Below are 13,394 nucleotides of genomic sequence, written 5' to 3' on the forward strand. Positions count from 1 at the left end.
TCAGTCGAGCGGCATCGCGTCGATCACCACATCGGGCGTTGCCGGGAAGCGGCGCACGCGCGCGCCGCAGGCATTGGCGATGGCGTTGGTGATCGCCGCGCCCGCGCCCGAGATGCCCAGCTCGCCGATGCCCTTCGCCTGGATGGGGTTGGCGTGATCGGCGCGCTCCTCGACGAAGCCGACGGTGATCTGCGGCACGTCGAGATGCGCGGGGACATGGTAGTTCGCCAGATCGCGCCCGACGATATGGCCCATGCGCGGCTCGTGCGCGGCCTCTTCGGTAAGCGCCGTGCCGATCCCCCAGATCACGCCGCCGATCACCTGGCTGCGCGCGGTCTTCTCGTTGAGGATGCGACCCGCCGACATCTCGGCGTGGAAGCGGCGGACGCGGACCTCGCCGGTCCAGCGATGCACCGCGACCTCGGCGAAATGCGCGCCGAAGGCGGCGGCGATATGGGTCTTGCCGGTGTCGCCGCTCTCGATCCGCCCGGTTTCCGTGAGCGGCGTGTCGATGAGATCCGAGAAGGGCACCTCGCGATTGCCGAGCCGGGCCTTGCCCTCGGTCAGGGTCAGGTCCTCCGCCGCGCCGTCCATCTTGGCCGCGATGGTCTCGCGGATGCCCTGGCAGGCGATGAAGACCGAGCTGCCCGAGGAGAGCGCGCCGAAGGAGCCGCCCGATCCCGCGGCCGGGGGCAGATCGCTGTCGCCCAGCCGGACCTGCACCTGGCTCGGCAGGAGACCCAGCATCTCGGCCGCGATCTGGGCGAGGATGGCGTAGGTGCCGGTGCCGATATCGGTCATGTCGGTCTCAACAAGCGCGCCCTCGGCGGTCAGCGTCACCCGCGCCTCGGAAGCCACGATGGAGGACGCGCGCGCGGCAGAGGCGCAGCCCATGCCGATGAGCCAATCCCCCTCGGCGCGCTCGCCCGGACCCTTGCGCTCGGACCAGCCGAAGGCCTCGGCACCGCGGCGCAGGCATTCGCCGAGGCTGTTGGCGGTGAACTCCTTGTCCTCTTCGGGATGGCTCTCGGGGATGTTGCGCAGGCGCAGCTCCAGGGGGTCGAGGCCGAGCGTCTCGGCCAGCTCGTCCATCGCGGTCTCGAGACCCATCATGCCTACCGCCTCGCCGGGGGCGCGGACCGATCCGGCGGGGGTGCGGTGGATGCGGGCGACCTCTTGGCGGTAGCGGCGATGGGTGCCGGCATAGAGGAAATGCGTGGCCTGCGCGGTCGGCTCCGAGAAGCCTTCGCCGGGCAGGTTCGACACGAGATCCTCGTGCGAAAGCCCCAGAAGGCGACCGTCCGCATCGGCGGCAAGGCAGAGCCGCTGGCGCGTCTCGGACCGGCGCAGAACGCTGTCCATGACGTGCTGGCGCGACATCACGACCCGGACCGGGCGCCCGAGATCGCGCGCGGCGACCGCTGCGGCGACGGCGTCGGGCGAGAGCCCGAGCTTCGAGCCGAACCCGCCACCGATATAGGGCGCGAGGATGCGCACGTTCTCGGCTGGGATGCCGAGGCTGTCGGCCAGCTCGCGCTTGTTGAAGCGGATGAGCTGCAGCGGGCTGTGGAGTGTGATCCGGTCGCCGTCCCATTCCGCGATCGAGGCATGCGGCTCCATCGCCGCGGCGACATGGGCGGCGGTGTGGTAGACCTTGTCGACGGTGGCGGCGGCCTCGGACCAGACGGCGTCGAGATCGCCATGCTCTTCGTGATCGACCTCGACCTCGGAGGCGGTCGCGGGATCGACCTCGGCGCCGGGGGTCTCGTCATAGCTGACGGCGATGGTCTGCGCGGCGTGGCGCGCGGCCTCGAAGGTTTCCGCAACGACCACGCCGATCGGCTGGCCGAGATAGTCGACGCGCGCCCCGGGTTGTTCGGGCGCCTCGCCCGACATGCCCTGCGCGGGGTTTCGGAGGAAGCGGTCGAGCGCATAGACGCCGAGGACGCCGTCCATCCCCATCGCCGCCTTGCTGTCGATCCCGGTGACGGTGCCGCGCGTGATCGTGGCGCGGATCAGGACGCCATGGGCCATGTTTTCATGCGGGACCTCGGCGGCATAGGTCGCCTGACCAGAGACCTTGAGACGCCCCTCGGGCCGGTCCTCGGGGGCGCCGATGATGCCCTGGTTGGTCTCGTCGAGAACGCGCGGCTGGGCCTCGTTCATGCGGAAAAGGCGGGTCATGCGGCGGCTCCCGTGTCGAGTGTGGCGCCGGAAAGGCCCGTCGCGTCGCGCAGGACGGAGACCAGCATGCGCTGCGCCAGAGGCACCTTGAAGGCATTGGTTTCATGGGTGATCGCGTCGGCCATCAGCGCCTCGCCCGCCTTGCGGAAAAGCGCGTCCGAGGGCTCCTGACCGGCGAGGATCTCCTCGACCGCGGGGTCGCGCCAGGGCCGGGGCGCAAGACCGCCGAAGGCCAGCTGGGCGCGGTCGATGCGCCCGTCCTCGTGCCGGGTGAGCACCAGCGCGGTCGAGACCAGCGCGAAGGCGTAGGAGGCCCGGTCGCGCACCTTGCGATAGGTCTGGATGCTCTGTGCGACAGGCGCGGGCAGGATCACGGCAGTGATGATGTCGCCGGGCTCGAGCGAGGTCTCGCGCTCGGGATTGCCGGAGGGCAGCTCGTAAAGGTCGTCCAGCCCGACGCGGCGAATGCCCTGAGGGCCGCGGATCTCCACTTGGGCATCCAGAGAGCGCAGGGCCACGGCCATGTCGGAGGGATGCGCGGCGATGCACTCGGGCGAGGTGCCGAGCACCGCGCACATCCGGGCCGCTCCGCCGATGGCGCCGCAGCCCGAGCCGGGCGCGCGCTTGTTGCAGGGCATGGCCGGGTCGTAAAAATACGGGCAGCGGCAGCGCTGCAAAAGATTGCCGCCGGTCGTGGCCTTGTTGCGGATCTGGCCCGACGCGCCGCCGAGGATCGCCCGGGACAGGACCGGGTAATCGGCGCGGATGCGCGGATCGGCGGCGAGGACCGAGTTCGAGACCAGCGCACCGATGCGCAGGCCGTCGCCCTCGTCCACGATCTCGGACAGGCCGGGCAGGCGGGTGATGTCCACCACCGCGTCCGGGGCCATGACCTCGAGCTTCATGAGATCGATGAGATTGGTGCCGCCGCCGATGATCGTGGCGCCCTGGGCGGCGGCGTCGATGGCGGCGTCGAGCGTGTCGGCGCGGGTGTAATCGAAGGGTTTCATCCGCGCTCTGCCTCCTTGGCGATGGCCTGTCGGATGCCGGGATAGGCCGAGCATCGGCAGAGATTGCCGGACATCCGTTCGGCGATCTCCTCGTCCGTCAGCTGGCCCATATCCGCGAGCGAAGGCGAGACATAGGAGGGCCAGCCGGCCTTGGCCTCTTCGATCATGGCGGTGGCCGACACGATCTGTCCCGGCGTGCAGTAGCCGCACTGGAAGCCGTCGCATTCGACGAAATCCTGCTGCAGGCGGGCGAGCTTCTCGGGGGTGCCGATGCCTTCGATCGTGGTGATCTCGTCATCGTCATGCATCACCGCGAGGCTCAGGCAGGAGTTCACCCGCTGGCCGTTGACCATCACCGTGCAGGCGCCGCACTGGCCGTGGTCGCAGCCTTTCTTGGTTCCGGTGAGGCCAAGCCGGTCGCGGAGCGCGTCGAGCAAGGTGACACGATGGTCGAGATCGAGCGTCTTCGGCGATCCGTTGACGGTGAAGCTGAGTTTCATGGCGCCTCTCGGTAAGCATGTGGGGTGAGCCGGGGAGGTCCCGGAGGTCTCAGGCCAACGCCCCCGGAGCGGCACGGTTCCGCCCAACCGCAGGCTGGCGTTGCGGCAGCCGGGACCCTAAGAGGGACCGAGCGGCAGACGGAGGGCGGAATGGATCGCAGGCGGCTTGAGATGACGGTGCTGATGACGCCGGACATGGCGAATTTCAGCGGCAAGGTGCATGGCGGCGCGCTTCTGAACCTGCTTGACCGGGTGGCGTTCTCCTGCGCCTCGCGGTTCTCGGGGCGCTACGCGGTGACGATCTCGGTCGACCAGGTGGCTTTCAAGCAGCCGATCGAGGTGGGCGAGTTGGTGACCTTCCGCGCCAGCGTGAACCATGCCGGGCGCACCTCGATGGAGGTGGGCATCCGGGTCGAGGCCGAGAACATCCAGTCGGGGAAAGTGCGGCACACGAACTCGTGCTACTTCACCATGGTCGCCATGGGCGAGGACGGCAAACCCGCGGAGGTGCCGGAGCTCGAAGTTCTGAGCGACGTGGATGCGCGCCGGAACCGGGCGGCGCAGACACGGCGTCGGCTGCGCAGGGAGATGGCCGAGGAGCTCGACCGGGCGCGCCGGGGCGCCTAGTCGAAAAGCGCGTCGAAGGGGGCGGGGTCGGCCAGGGCCTGCGCTTCGGCGCGGGCCATCCTGGCCTCGGCGGTCGCACCCCAGACCTGCGCCAGAGCCGCGCCCTGCGCGCCGGTCGCGGCAAGGCGCGCGGCCATCTGCGCCGACAGCGCCAGCCAGCCCGCACGCAGGTAGCCATCCGCCCCGTAGAGCTGCGCGCGCGTGTCGCGTGTCTTGATCGTGTCGGAGAGCGCCTCGAGCCGTCCGATCAGCGTTTCGGCGAGGTCGGAGGCGGGCGAGGGTGGCAGAGCGGCGCGTTCGGCGGCGGCATCCTCGGCAAAGGCCTTGAGGCCCGCGCCTTCGTCTTTCAGAAGCCGTCGCATCAGGAAATCCTGTCCCTGCATGCCGGTCGTGCCCTCGTAGATCGTGATGATCCGGGCGTCGCGGAGATACCGCTCGGCGGGCCATTCGCGGGTGTAGCCCGCGCCGCTCAGGACCTGCACCGTGCCCGAGGCGGTCTCGAACGCCGTCTCGCCGCCGAATGTCTTGACGAGCGGCAGGATCCACGAGGCCTTGGCCTGCGCGCCCTCCGTTCCCCGGCGCGCGTGGTCGAAGGTCGCGGCGGCCTCGAGAACGGCAGCGGTCAGGATGGCGCTCTCGGCCTCGAGCGTGGCGACCTGGCGACGGATGTCGGGATGGGCGGTCAGGGGCAGGGGCTTGGCGTCGGGGCGTCCGCCCTGCAGTCGCTCGCCGGCGTAGCGCCGGGCCAGCGCCGCGGCGCGCAGGCTGACACCTGCGCCCTGGCACGAGGTCTGAAGGCGCATGAGCTCGATCATCGTGAAGAGCTGGCGAAGGCCTTCGCCGGGGCCCCCGATCATCCGTGCCGGAGCCTTGTCGAAGCTCAGAACGCAGGTGGGCGAGCCGTGCAGGCCGAGCTTCTCCTCGATGCGCTCGACGGTGATCGGGGCACGGGTGCCGTCCTCGTCGCGGTCTGGGACGAGGAAGAGCGACAGGCCACGGGTGCCGTCTTCGGGCGCGCCGGTGCGGGCGAGCATGAGATGACCGATGCGGGTCGTCAGGTCATGGTCTCCAAAGGAAATCCAGCATTTGGTACCTCTTACAGTCCAATCCTCGCCTGATGGCTCAGCTTTGGTGCGGATGCGCCCGACATCCGATCCGGCGTCGGGTTCGGAGATGCAGATGGTCAACGCCCAGTCACCGGACGCCACGCGCGGCGCCCAGTCACGCGCGAGATCCGGGGCCGCTTCGGCCAGGCAATGCGCGCCCGCGCGCGACGCCCCTGCGGCCATCATGAAGGGCATGGCCGCGCCTTCGAACCCGAGGCTGGCTGCGACATGCAGCGTGGTCGGCAGACCCATGCCGCCCAGATTCTCGTCGAGATCGGCGGTCAGCCATCCGCCCTCGGCCATCAGACGCCAGGCCTCACGATGACCGTCCGGCAGGATCACGCGCCCGTTCTCCAGCCGCGCTCCTTCGGCATCGGCCGTGGCCCCGAGGGGCGCGAGGATGTCCTCGGCGAGACGGCTGGCCTCGTCGAGGATCGCGGCGCAGTCTTCCGGCTCGAGGCCCGCGTCGGCGGCCAGGCTCTGCCACGCCGGGGTCGCGAAGAGGAGCGTCAGGATCAGCGGGTCGCTCATGGCTCAGACCCCGATCACCGCGGGATCGTCGGAATAGAGTTTCTCCATTAGTTCCGGACGGTTGCGCAGCACAGCGCGCTGGTTGATCGACCCCTTGTCGGTCAACTCGCCCCGCTCGAACTCCAGCGGCTCGGCTAGGAACATCATCTGCGCGACCCGGCTTGCCGATCCTGTTGCAGCGCGTGCATGGGCGTCCAGAAGCTCTTGAGCCATATCACGAATTTCCGGCGCGGCGAGAAGATCGGTGCCGCTCTTGCCGGGCGCCAGCTTGGCCATCGCGTCCCAATCCGGAACGACCAGGGCCCCAAGCGTTTCGCGCCCTTCACCCGCGATGACAACATCGCTTGCCAAGCCCTTGAGGTCGTTTGCGAGCTTCGCTCGGAGCGCGCCCACGGCGACCCAGGTGCCCGAGGCCAGCTTGAAGTTCTCGGCCAGCCGTCCGTCGAAATAGAAGCCCTTGGACGGATCGCCCGGTTCGGCGAAACGGAAGGCGTCGCCATAGCTGTAGAAGCCCTCCTCGTCGAAGGCCTCGGAGGTCAGCTCGGGCGCGCGCCAATAGCCCGGGGTGATCGCCGGGCCCTTGACGCGGGCCTCGTATTTGTCGCCCTGCGGCACGAGCTTCAGCGTCACGCCGGGCACCGGCACGCCGAGATTGCCGGAGGCTTCCTGCCGTTCGAGCCAGGTCATCGCCAGCGGGCCGGTCTCGGTCGAGCCGAAGGCGGTGGTCAGAAGCACGCCGCCCGGCACCGCCTGCTCGGCGACGCGGGTGAGCCGGTCCCAGATCGGCTGAGACATGCCGGCGCCCGCATACATCATGATCTTGAGGCGCTTGAAGAAGGTCTCGCGCAGGCTTTCGTCGCGCTCCATCGCATCGAGCAGCATCTGGTAGCCGAGCGGCACGTTGAAATACCAGGTCGGCGAAACCTCGGAGAGATTGCGGATGGTTTCGTCGATGGCGCCCGGCGCGGGCTTGCCGCCGTCGATATAGAAGCTGCCGCCGTTGTAGTGCGCGAGGTTGAAGGCTTTGTTGCCGCTGGCGGTGTGGTTCCAGGGCGCCCAGTCGCAGAGAACCGGCGGCTCGTCGCGCATGAAGGCATAGCACGAGGTGGCCATCTCCATGTTCGAGCACAAGAGCCGCTGGGTCTGGATCACCGCCTTGGGCGATCCGGTCGTCCCGGAAGTGAAGAGGAATTTGGCCACCGTGTCGGGCGTGATCGCGGCATGTGCGGCCTCCATCTCGGGCGACGGGGCGGTGTCCGCAAGCGCGTCGAAGGCGATGACCTCGCGGTCGGGCAAGGTGCCGGTGGCGGCGACGACCGGGATGTCGGCGTCGAAGACCTCGGAGATGGCGCGGGCGAATGGCCCTGCGTCCTCGACATAGATCAGGCCGGGAGTGAGCTGCCCCACGACGTCGCGGAGCTTGGCGAGATCGCCCTTGGAGAGCGCATAGGCCGGGGCGAGCGCGGCCGAGGGCACGCCGACATGCTGGGCGCCCAGCGCCATGAGACCGTGCCGGATCGAGTTGCCCGACAGGATGAGAAGCGGCCGCTCGACCGAGAGCCCCATCTCCAGAAGGCCCGAGCCGATGCCGCGGATTTTCGCGGCGCCGGTGGCGTAGCTCATCTTGTCCCAGCCGACGCCAGCATTGCGCTCGGCCATCCAGACCTGGTCCGGCGTGGTCTCGGCCCACTGCATGAAGCGCTCGGTGATGGCACGGGGGTAGGGGCCGAGCTCGGCCTCCTGCCAGACCAGCACGGTGCCGTCGTCGCGGGTTTCGCTCAGAACGGTCGGTGTCGGGAACAGCGTGTCGGTTGGCACGGGTGTCGCCTCCTCTTCTCCTCACTCCGGGCTGGACCCTGCCCGATTCCGCGGATATTGTCTACTAGGAAACAAAATGGGAGGTGGCGTTTCCATGACAACCGAAAGCGAGACCCTCTCGTTCGGCGTGCTCGACGGATCGCTGGGCTTCCTGTTGCGGCTGGCGCAGCTGCAGAATTTCGAGACCTATTTCGACGTGATGGGCGAAACCGGGCTGCGGCCGGGCGAAGCCACGGTGCTCGTGGTGGTCGGCGCCAATCCCGGCGTGCGCCAGGGGCATCTGTGCCGGACCCTCCGGATCAAGCGGGCGCATATGGCGAAGATGCTCAAGGCCATGGAAAGCGACGGTCTGATCGACCGCCGTGTCCCGCCCGAGGACCGGCGCGCCGCCGAGGTGCGGCTGACACAGGCGGGCGAGGCCCGCGTCGCGGAATTCTCGGACGCGCTGCGCGAGGTCGAACGCCGGGCCTTCGAACCCCTCGACGCACGCGAGGGCGCGACGCTGATTCGATTGCTGACCAAGCTCCTCCAGGGCGGTCGGAGCTGATCACGTTAGGATCTGAATATGATTCGAATCATTTGTGCAGGGAAACGCCGCGGCTAAGATCGCTGCGATCTGGTGATTCGAATTGCGTCGAATCGCTTGGTTTTGGCCGCGACTCACTCGCGCGGTCATTTCTTGGTTTCGCTTCGCTGCTGCTCGCTGCGACGGTTTCTTGAACAACTCGGGTCCGCATGGGCTCACAAGGTATTGTACATGACGGAATTGCGCCGCGGCCCGGACTCTGACGCCTCGCCTGACACCGCTGCTCCTCAGGTCACCTACGCGATGCTCGACCAGACGCTCTGGTCGCGCTTCCAGCAATCCGAGACGCTCGAGGCGGTGCTCGGCGCCTGGCTGGGCCTTGTCACGCGCCAGATCGACGGTCTGGCGACCGGGTTCCTGGTCACCGGGGAGATGCCCGATACCGGGCCGTTCCTGCCGATGGCCGCGTGGCCGCAGGGTAGCGACACGGCCGCGGATCTGCGCGAAAGCGCCGCCAAGGCGCTGGCCGATCGCCAGAGCGTCGTCTTCGGCGAGGGCACCGAGCGGCGGGTTCTGGCCCATCCCCTGATCATCTTCGGGCAGCTTTTCGGGGCAGTGGCGGTCAGCGCGCCTTCCCGCGCCGCGCCCACGCCCGCGCTCTTCCGGAGGCTGCAATGGGCAGCGGGCTGGATTGAGCTGATCCTGCGCCGCGAGCAGGAAATCAAGGACGGCGAGCTGCGCGAACGGGTCACGACCGCGTTCGACATGCTGGCCACGCTTCTGGAGCGTCCGCGTCTCGACGAGGCGGCGACCGCGCTGGTCGTGGGGCTCGCGCGCAGGCTCGATTGCGAGACGGTGAGCCTCGGGCTGTGCCGCGGCCGACGGGTCCGTGTTCAGGCGGTGTCGAACGCGGCGAGCTTCGGGCGGCGGGCATCGCTCATCCGCGAGATCGGGATCGCGATGGACGAGGCGGTGGACCAGGAGGCGGTGATCCTCTGGCCCGAGCCCGAGGATTGGGAATTCCGTGTCTCCCGCGCCCACGCGGATCTCGCGCAATCGCACGGGGTTGGCTCGGTCCTGACCATCCCGCTCTCGGCGGGAGACGAGATCATCGGCGCGCTGATGTTCGAGCGGCGGCAGGGCGCGAGCTTCGCGCCGCAGGATGTCGAGATCTGCGACGCGGTCGCGGCCATCGCCGGGCCGATCATTGAGGATCGCCGCCAATCGAGCCGCTGGCTGCCCGGTAAGGTCAGCGACAGCATCACCCGGGGCGCCAAGGCGCTGCTTGGGCCATCGCATTTCGGCGCCAAGCTGGTGACGCTGATCCTCGCGGCGGTGATCGCGGGGCTCTGGTTCGGGCGGACCGAGTTCGAGGTGGTCGCGCCCGCGCGGCTCGAGGGGATCGTGCAGCGCTCGGTCGTGGCCCCGTTCAACGGCTATCTCGCCGCGCAGAACGCCCGGGCCGGGGACCGGGTGGCCGAGGGCGATATACTCGCGGTGCTGGACGAAAAGGATCTCTCGCTCGAGGAGCTGCGGCTCGGCACCGCGCTCGAGCAGCGCAACCGCGAGCTCGACCAGGCCATCGCCGAGCGCAAGCTGGCCGAGGCCAACATCATCCGCGCCCAGATCTCGCAGGCCGAGGCGCAGCTGTCGCTGGTGCGCGAGCAGCTGGCCCGGACGCGCATTCGCGCACCCTTCGACGGCTATATCGTCGAGGGCGATCTGAGCCAGCAGGTTGGCGGCGCGATCGAGCGCGGCGAGACGCTCTTCCGCATCGCGCCGCTCGACGGTTACCGGGTGGTGCTGGAAGTGCCCGAGACCGAGATCGACGAGATCGCGCCGGGGCAGACCGGGTCGCTGCGCCTGTCGGCCTTCCCGGAACTGCCGCTGACCTACGCGCTTCAGGAAATCACGCCGCTCGCGCGCCAGAGCGACGGTCGCAACTGGTTCCGGGTCGAGGCCGAGCTTGTCGACGGCGCCGCGGCGCTCCGGCCGGGAATGGAAGGCGTGTCGCGCACCGCCATTGGCGAGCGGCGGCTGGCCTGGGTGATGTTCCATGACCTCGCCGACTGGGCGCGGCTCAAGCTCTGGGCCTGGCAGCCATGAGTAACCGCAGCTGGACGAGCGCCTCGTGGTACCGGGTCTCGGGCTTCCGCCCGAGGCTTCGGGCGCATGCGGCGATCCACCGGCATGTCTATCGCGGCAAGCTGTGGTTCGTCCTGCAGGACCGCGCCTCGGGCCGGTTCCACCGATTCACCCCCGAGGCCTACCGGCTGATCGCGATGATGGATGGCTCGCGGTCGCTCGACCAGATCTGGGAACTCGCGGTCGACCAGCTCGAGATCGACGCGGTCACTCAAGAGGAACTGGTGCGGCTCGTCGGCCAGCTCTACTCGGCGGATGTGCTGGCGGGCGACGTGCCGCCGGACGTGATCGAGCTCTCGGATCGCGGCCGCCGGACCAAGCGGCAGAAACTGGTGCGCAGCGTGCTGAACCCGCTCGCGCTCCGGGTGCCGGTCTTCGATCCCGACGATTTCCTGAGCGCGCTGATGCCGCTCATACGCCCGCTCTTCTCGATCTTCGGGCTGCTGATCTACCTGGGCGTCGTGGCCTACGGGCTGGTGCTTGCGGCGCTCAACTGGGGGCCGCTTACCGCCAATGTCTTCGACCGGGTCGTGTCGACCGAGAACGTGATCCTGCTCCTCCTGGCCTATCCGGCGGTCAAGGCGGTGCACGAGCTGGGGCACGCCTTCTCAATCAAGCGCTGGGGCGGAGCGGTCCACGAGATCGGCGTGATGTTCCTGGTGTTCATGCCGGTGCCTTACGTCGATGCCTCCGACAGCATCGCCTTCGCGTCGAAATGGCGCCGGGCCTTCGTCGCGGCGGCGGGGGTCCTCGTCGAGATCTTCCTGGCCTCGGTTGCGATGATCGTCTGGAGCGGCGCCGAGGAAGGGCTCGTGCGCGCCTTCGCCTTCAACGTCATGCTGATCGGCGGCGTCTCGACGCTGCTGTTCAACGGCAATCCGCTCCTGCGCTTCGACGGCTATTACGTTCTCTCGGACCTGATCGAGATCCCCAATCTCGGCCAGCGCGCCAACCGCTATATCGGCTACCTGGTGCAGCGCTTCGCCTTCGGCATGGAGGGGGTCGACAACCCGGCGACCGGGCGCCGCGAGGGGCCGTGGCTTTTCTTCTACGCCATCGGCGCGTTTCTCTACCGGCTCTTCATCACCATGGCGATCATCTCGCTCGTGGCGACGAAGTTCTTCGTCGTGGGGATCCTGCTGGCCAGCTGGGCGCTCTTTCTCATGCTGGGCCTGCCGATCCTCAAGGGCCTTTGGTTCGTCCTCTCCTCGCCAATGCTGCGCCGCCACCGTGGCCGCGCCTTTCTGGCGACGGGCGGCGTGCTCGCTGCCCTTGCCGCGCTCCTGATGGCGGTTCCGGTGCCGCACAATACGCTGGCAGAGGGCGTCGTCGCGCCCGCGCCGGGCGCCTATGCCAATGCGAGCTCGGAAGGCGTGATCGAAGAGGTCTTCGTCGCGCCGGGCGACTGGGTGGAGACGGGGGCGCCGATCCTGCGCGTCTTCGATCCGCTCCTGCCCGCACGCGCCGATCTCCTGCGCGCGCGGCTCTCGGAGATCGAGCTGCGCCGCGCCGCGCTCGGGCCGTCCGAGCAGACGCAGATGCGCATCCTCGAAGAGGAGATCGCCGCCGCCGAGGCCGATCTGGCGCTGACCGAGGCGCGGATCGAGGAGCAGGTGATCCGTGCGCCCGCGCCGGGACGCGTGATCCTGCCCGAGGCGCGCGACCTGGTGGGCCGGTTTGCCCGCCGCGGCGACCGGCTTGCGGTCGTGGCCCCGTTCGAGGACCCCGAGATCCGGGTGATCGTGCCCGAGGCGCAGGCCGATCTCGTGGCCGAGGACACGCGCGGGCTGGCGGTCCGCTTCGCCTCCGACCCCGAGCGCGTCTACCCGGCCCATGTCCTGCGCGCGACGCCGAGCCTGACCCGATCGCTCCCGAGCGAGGCGCTGGCTGTGGCGGGCGGCGGCCAAGTGTCGCTCGATCCCGAGGCGCCGCGCGGACGGCTGATCGCGCTCGAGAGTTTCTACCAGGTCGATCTGGCCGCCGATGCCGCTTTGCCGGTCGCGGTCTACGGAGATCGCGTGCATGTGCGCTTCTCCCATGGCAACACTCCCTTGGCGGCGCGTCTCTGGCGCGGCGCCACGCGGGTGTTCCTCAAGTATTTCCGCGGTGGATCGACCATCGTGTGAGAGCCCCCAACCAACAGGAAGGATATTTTAGAAATGGCAACTCAGCTTCTGTTTTACGAAAACGCAACGCCCGTCACCGCCAAGGCGCATGGCGATCTGAGCGTGAAGGCCGGCGACAGCTACGCCTTCGCCACCAAGGTCAACTCGGTGCCGCTGACCGCGATCGAATTTGCCGCTGCTGCCGCGCATTACCCGATCGTCTTCGCGGGCGAGGGCGACCGCATCATGCCGGCGGTGATCCTCGGCGCGAAGGCCAACGAGAACTTCTTCGTCGACGATAACGGCCAGTGGAAAGCGGGCACCTACATCCCCGCCTTCGTGCGCCGCTACCCCTTCGTCTTCTCGACCGACAAGGACGCCAAGAACTTCATCCTGCATATCGACGAGAGCTTCGAGGGCTGTAACCGCGAGGGCCGCGGCGAGCATCTCTTCGACAGCGACGGCAAGCAGACCCAGTACCTGCAGAACATCCTGCGCTTCCTGCAGGAATACCAGGGCCAGTTCCGCCGCACCGAGGCCTATTGCAAGCGTCTGAAGGACCTTGGCCTCCTGCAGCCGATGCAGGCGCAGTTCAGCCTCGCCGATGGCGAGAAGCGGTCGCTCTCGGGCTTCATGGCCATCGACCGCGAGAAGCTGAAGAAGCTCGAGGATGCGGATCTGCGCGCCATGTTCGACACCGACGAGCTGGAATGCACCTTCCTGCACCTGCATTCGCTGCGCCACTTCCAGACCATGCTCGGCCATTTCGCGCTGCCCGAGGTCGAGGGTGACGCCGGGACCACCGCGCCCGAGGCCGCGACCGAAGAGGCCTGAGGCCAGTG

The 13,394-nt window shown here is 68.6% G+C and carries 10 protein-coding genes; 5 read left to right on the forward strand and 5 right to left on the reverse strand.

All coding sequences use genetic code 11. The features are described from left to right. The 3 genes from ACFQ4E_RS13070 to ACFQ4E_RS13080 are packed head-to-tail and all read right to left on the reverse strand — an operon-like array spanning position 1 to position 3,694. Positions 1 to 2,184, reverse strand: a complete 2,184-nt coding sequence (locus ACFQ4E_RS13070; RefSeq protein WP_386804249.1) for a xanthine dehydrogenase family protein molybdopterin-binding subunit — start codon at positions 2,182 to 2,184, stop codon at positions 1 to 3. Next, a complete protein-coding gene (locus ACFQ4E_RS13075; protein WP_386804251.1) occupies positions 2,181 to 3,194 on the reverse strand; it encodes an FAD binding domain-containing protein in 1,014 nt (337 codons plus the stop codon). Before ACFQ4E_RS13075 ends, ACFQ4E_RS13070 begins: the two co-directional genes overlap by 4 nt. After that, positions 3,191 to 3,694, reverse strand: a complete 504-nt coding sequence (locus tag ACFQ4E_RS13080; RefSeq protein ID WP_386804253.1) for a 2Fe-2S iron-sulfur cluster-binding protein — start codon at positions 3,692 to 3,694, stop codon at positions 3,191 to 3,193. Before ACFQ4E_RS13080 ends, ACFQ4E_RS13075 begins: the two co-directional genes overlap by 4 nt. 150 nt (positions 3,695 to 3,844) lie before the next feature. On the opposite strand from ACFQ4E_RS13080, the gene ACFQ4E_RS13085 reads away from it, so the two are divergent. Continuing rightward, a complete protein-coding gene (locus ACFQ4E_RS13085; protein WP_386804255.1) occupies positions 3,845 to 4,321 on the forward strand; it encodes an acyl-CoA thioesterase in 477 nt (158 codons plus the stop codon). Here ACFQ4E_RS13085 and ACFQ4E_RS13090 read toward each other — a convergent pair. Beyond that, entirely contained in the window at positions 4,318 to 5,958 is a 1,641-nt protein-coding gene (locus tag ACFQ4E_RS13090) for an acyl-CoA dehydrogenase family protein (RefSeq protein WP_386804257.1), read from the reverse strand. The two genes, ACFQ4E_RS13085 and ACFQ4E_RS13090, sit on opposite strands and share 4 nt — an antisense overlap. A gap of 3 nt (positions 5,959 to 5,961) precedes the next feature. Further along, the gene (locus tag ACFQ4E_RS13095; RefSeq protein ID WP_386804259.1) at positions 5,962 to 7,776 is read right to left on the reverse strand and encodes a feruloyl-CoA synthase; all 1,815 of its coding nucleotides are present in this window, start codon (positions 7,774 to 7,776) and stop codon (positions 5,962 to 5,964) included. A gap of 94 nt (positions 7,777 to 7,870) precedes the next feature. On the opposite strand from ACFQ4E_RS13095, the gene ACFQ4E_RS13100 reads away from it, so the two are divergent. From ACFQ4E_RS13100 to ACFQ4E_RS13115, 4 genes are all read left to right on the forward strand, one after another. Further along, on the forward strand, positions 7,871 to 8,323 hold the full coding sequence (locus tag ACFQ4E_RS13100) for a MarR family winged helix-turn-helix transcriptional regulator (RefSeq protein WP_386804261.1): 453 nt from the start codon (positions 7,871 to 7,873) through the stop codon (positions 8,321 to 8,323). A gap of 210 nt (positions 8,324 to 8,533) precedes the next feature. Then, entirely contained in the window at positions 8,534 to 10,408 is a 1,875-nt protein-coding gene (locus tag ACFQ4E_RS13105) for an HlyD family efflux transporter periplasmic adaptor subunit (RefSeq protein ID WP_386804263.1), read from the forward strand. After that, complete coding sequence (locus tag ACFQ4E_RS13110; protein ID WP_386804265.1) at positions 10,405 to 12,573, forward strand: HlyD family efflux transporter periplasmic adaptor subunit; 2,169 nt, start codon at positions 10,405 to 10,407, stop codon at positions 12,571 to 12,573. Before ACFQ4E_RS13105 ends, ACFQ4E_RS13110 begins: the two co-directional genes overlap by 4 nt. A 33-nt stretch (positions 12,574 to 12,606) precedes the next feature. Continuing rightward, on the forward strand, positions 12,607 to 13,386 hold the full coding sequence (locus tag ACFQ4E_RS13115) for a SapC family protein (RefSeq protein ID WP_386804266.1): 780 nt from the start codon (positions 12,607 to 12,609) through the stop codon (positions 13,384 to 13,386). The last annotated feature ends 8 nt before the right edge of the window (positions 13,387 to 13,394 follow it).

The sequence above is a fragment of the Litorisediminicola beolgyonensis genome (assembly GCF_042679605.1).
Lineage (GTDB): Bacteria > Pseudomonadota > Alphaproteobacteria > Rhodobacterales > Rhodobacteraceae > Litorisediminicola > Litorisediminicola beolgyonensis.

Coding starts and splice junctions, on each gene's coding strand:
- ACFQ4E_RS13070 (WP_386804249.1), bottom strand. CDS start 2,184: ATGACCCGCCTTTTCCGCATGAACGAGGCCCAGCCGCGCGTTCTCGAC.
- ACFQ4E_RS13075 (WP_386804251.1), bottom strand. CDS start 3,194: ATGAAACCCTTCGATTACACCCGCGCCGACACGCTCGACGCCGCCATC.
- ACFQ4E_RS13080 (WP_386804253.1), bottom strand. CDS start 3,694: ATGAAACTCAGCTTCACCGTCAACGGATCGCCGAAGACGCTCGATCTC.
- ACFQ4E_RS13085 (WP_386804255.1), top strand. CDS start 3,845: ATGGATCGCAGGCGGCTTGAGATGACGGTGCTGATGACGCCGGACATG.
- ACFQ4E_RS13090 (WP_386804257.1), bottom strand. CDS start 5,958: ATGAGCGACCCGCTGATCCTGACGCTCCTCTTCGCGACCCCGGCGTGG.
- ACFQ4E_RS13100 (WP_386804261.1), top strand. CDS start 7,871: ATGACAACCGAAAGCGAGACCCTCTCGTTCGGCGTGCTCGACGGATCG.
- ACFQ4E_RS13105 (WP_386804263.1), top strand. CDS start 8,534: ATGACGGAATTGCGCCGCGGCCCGGACTCTGACGCCTCGCCTGACACC.
- ACFQ4E_RS13110 (WP_386804265.1), top strand. CDS start 10,405: ATGAGTAACCGCAGCTGGACGAGCGCCTCGTGGTACCGGGTCTCGGGC.
- ACFQ4E_RS13115 (WP_386804266.1), top strand. CDS start 12,607: ATGGCAACTCAGCTTCTGTTTTACGAAAACGCAACGCCCGTCACCGCC.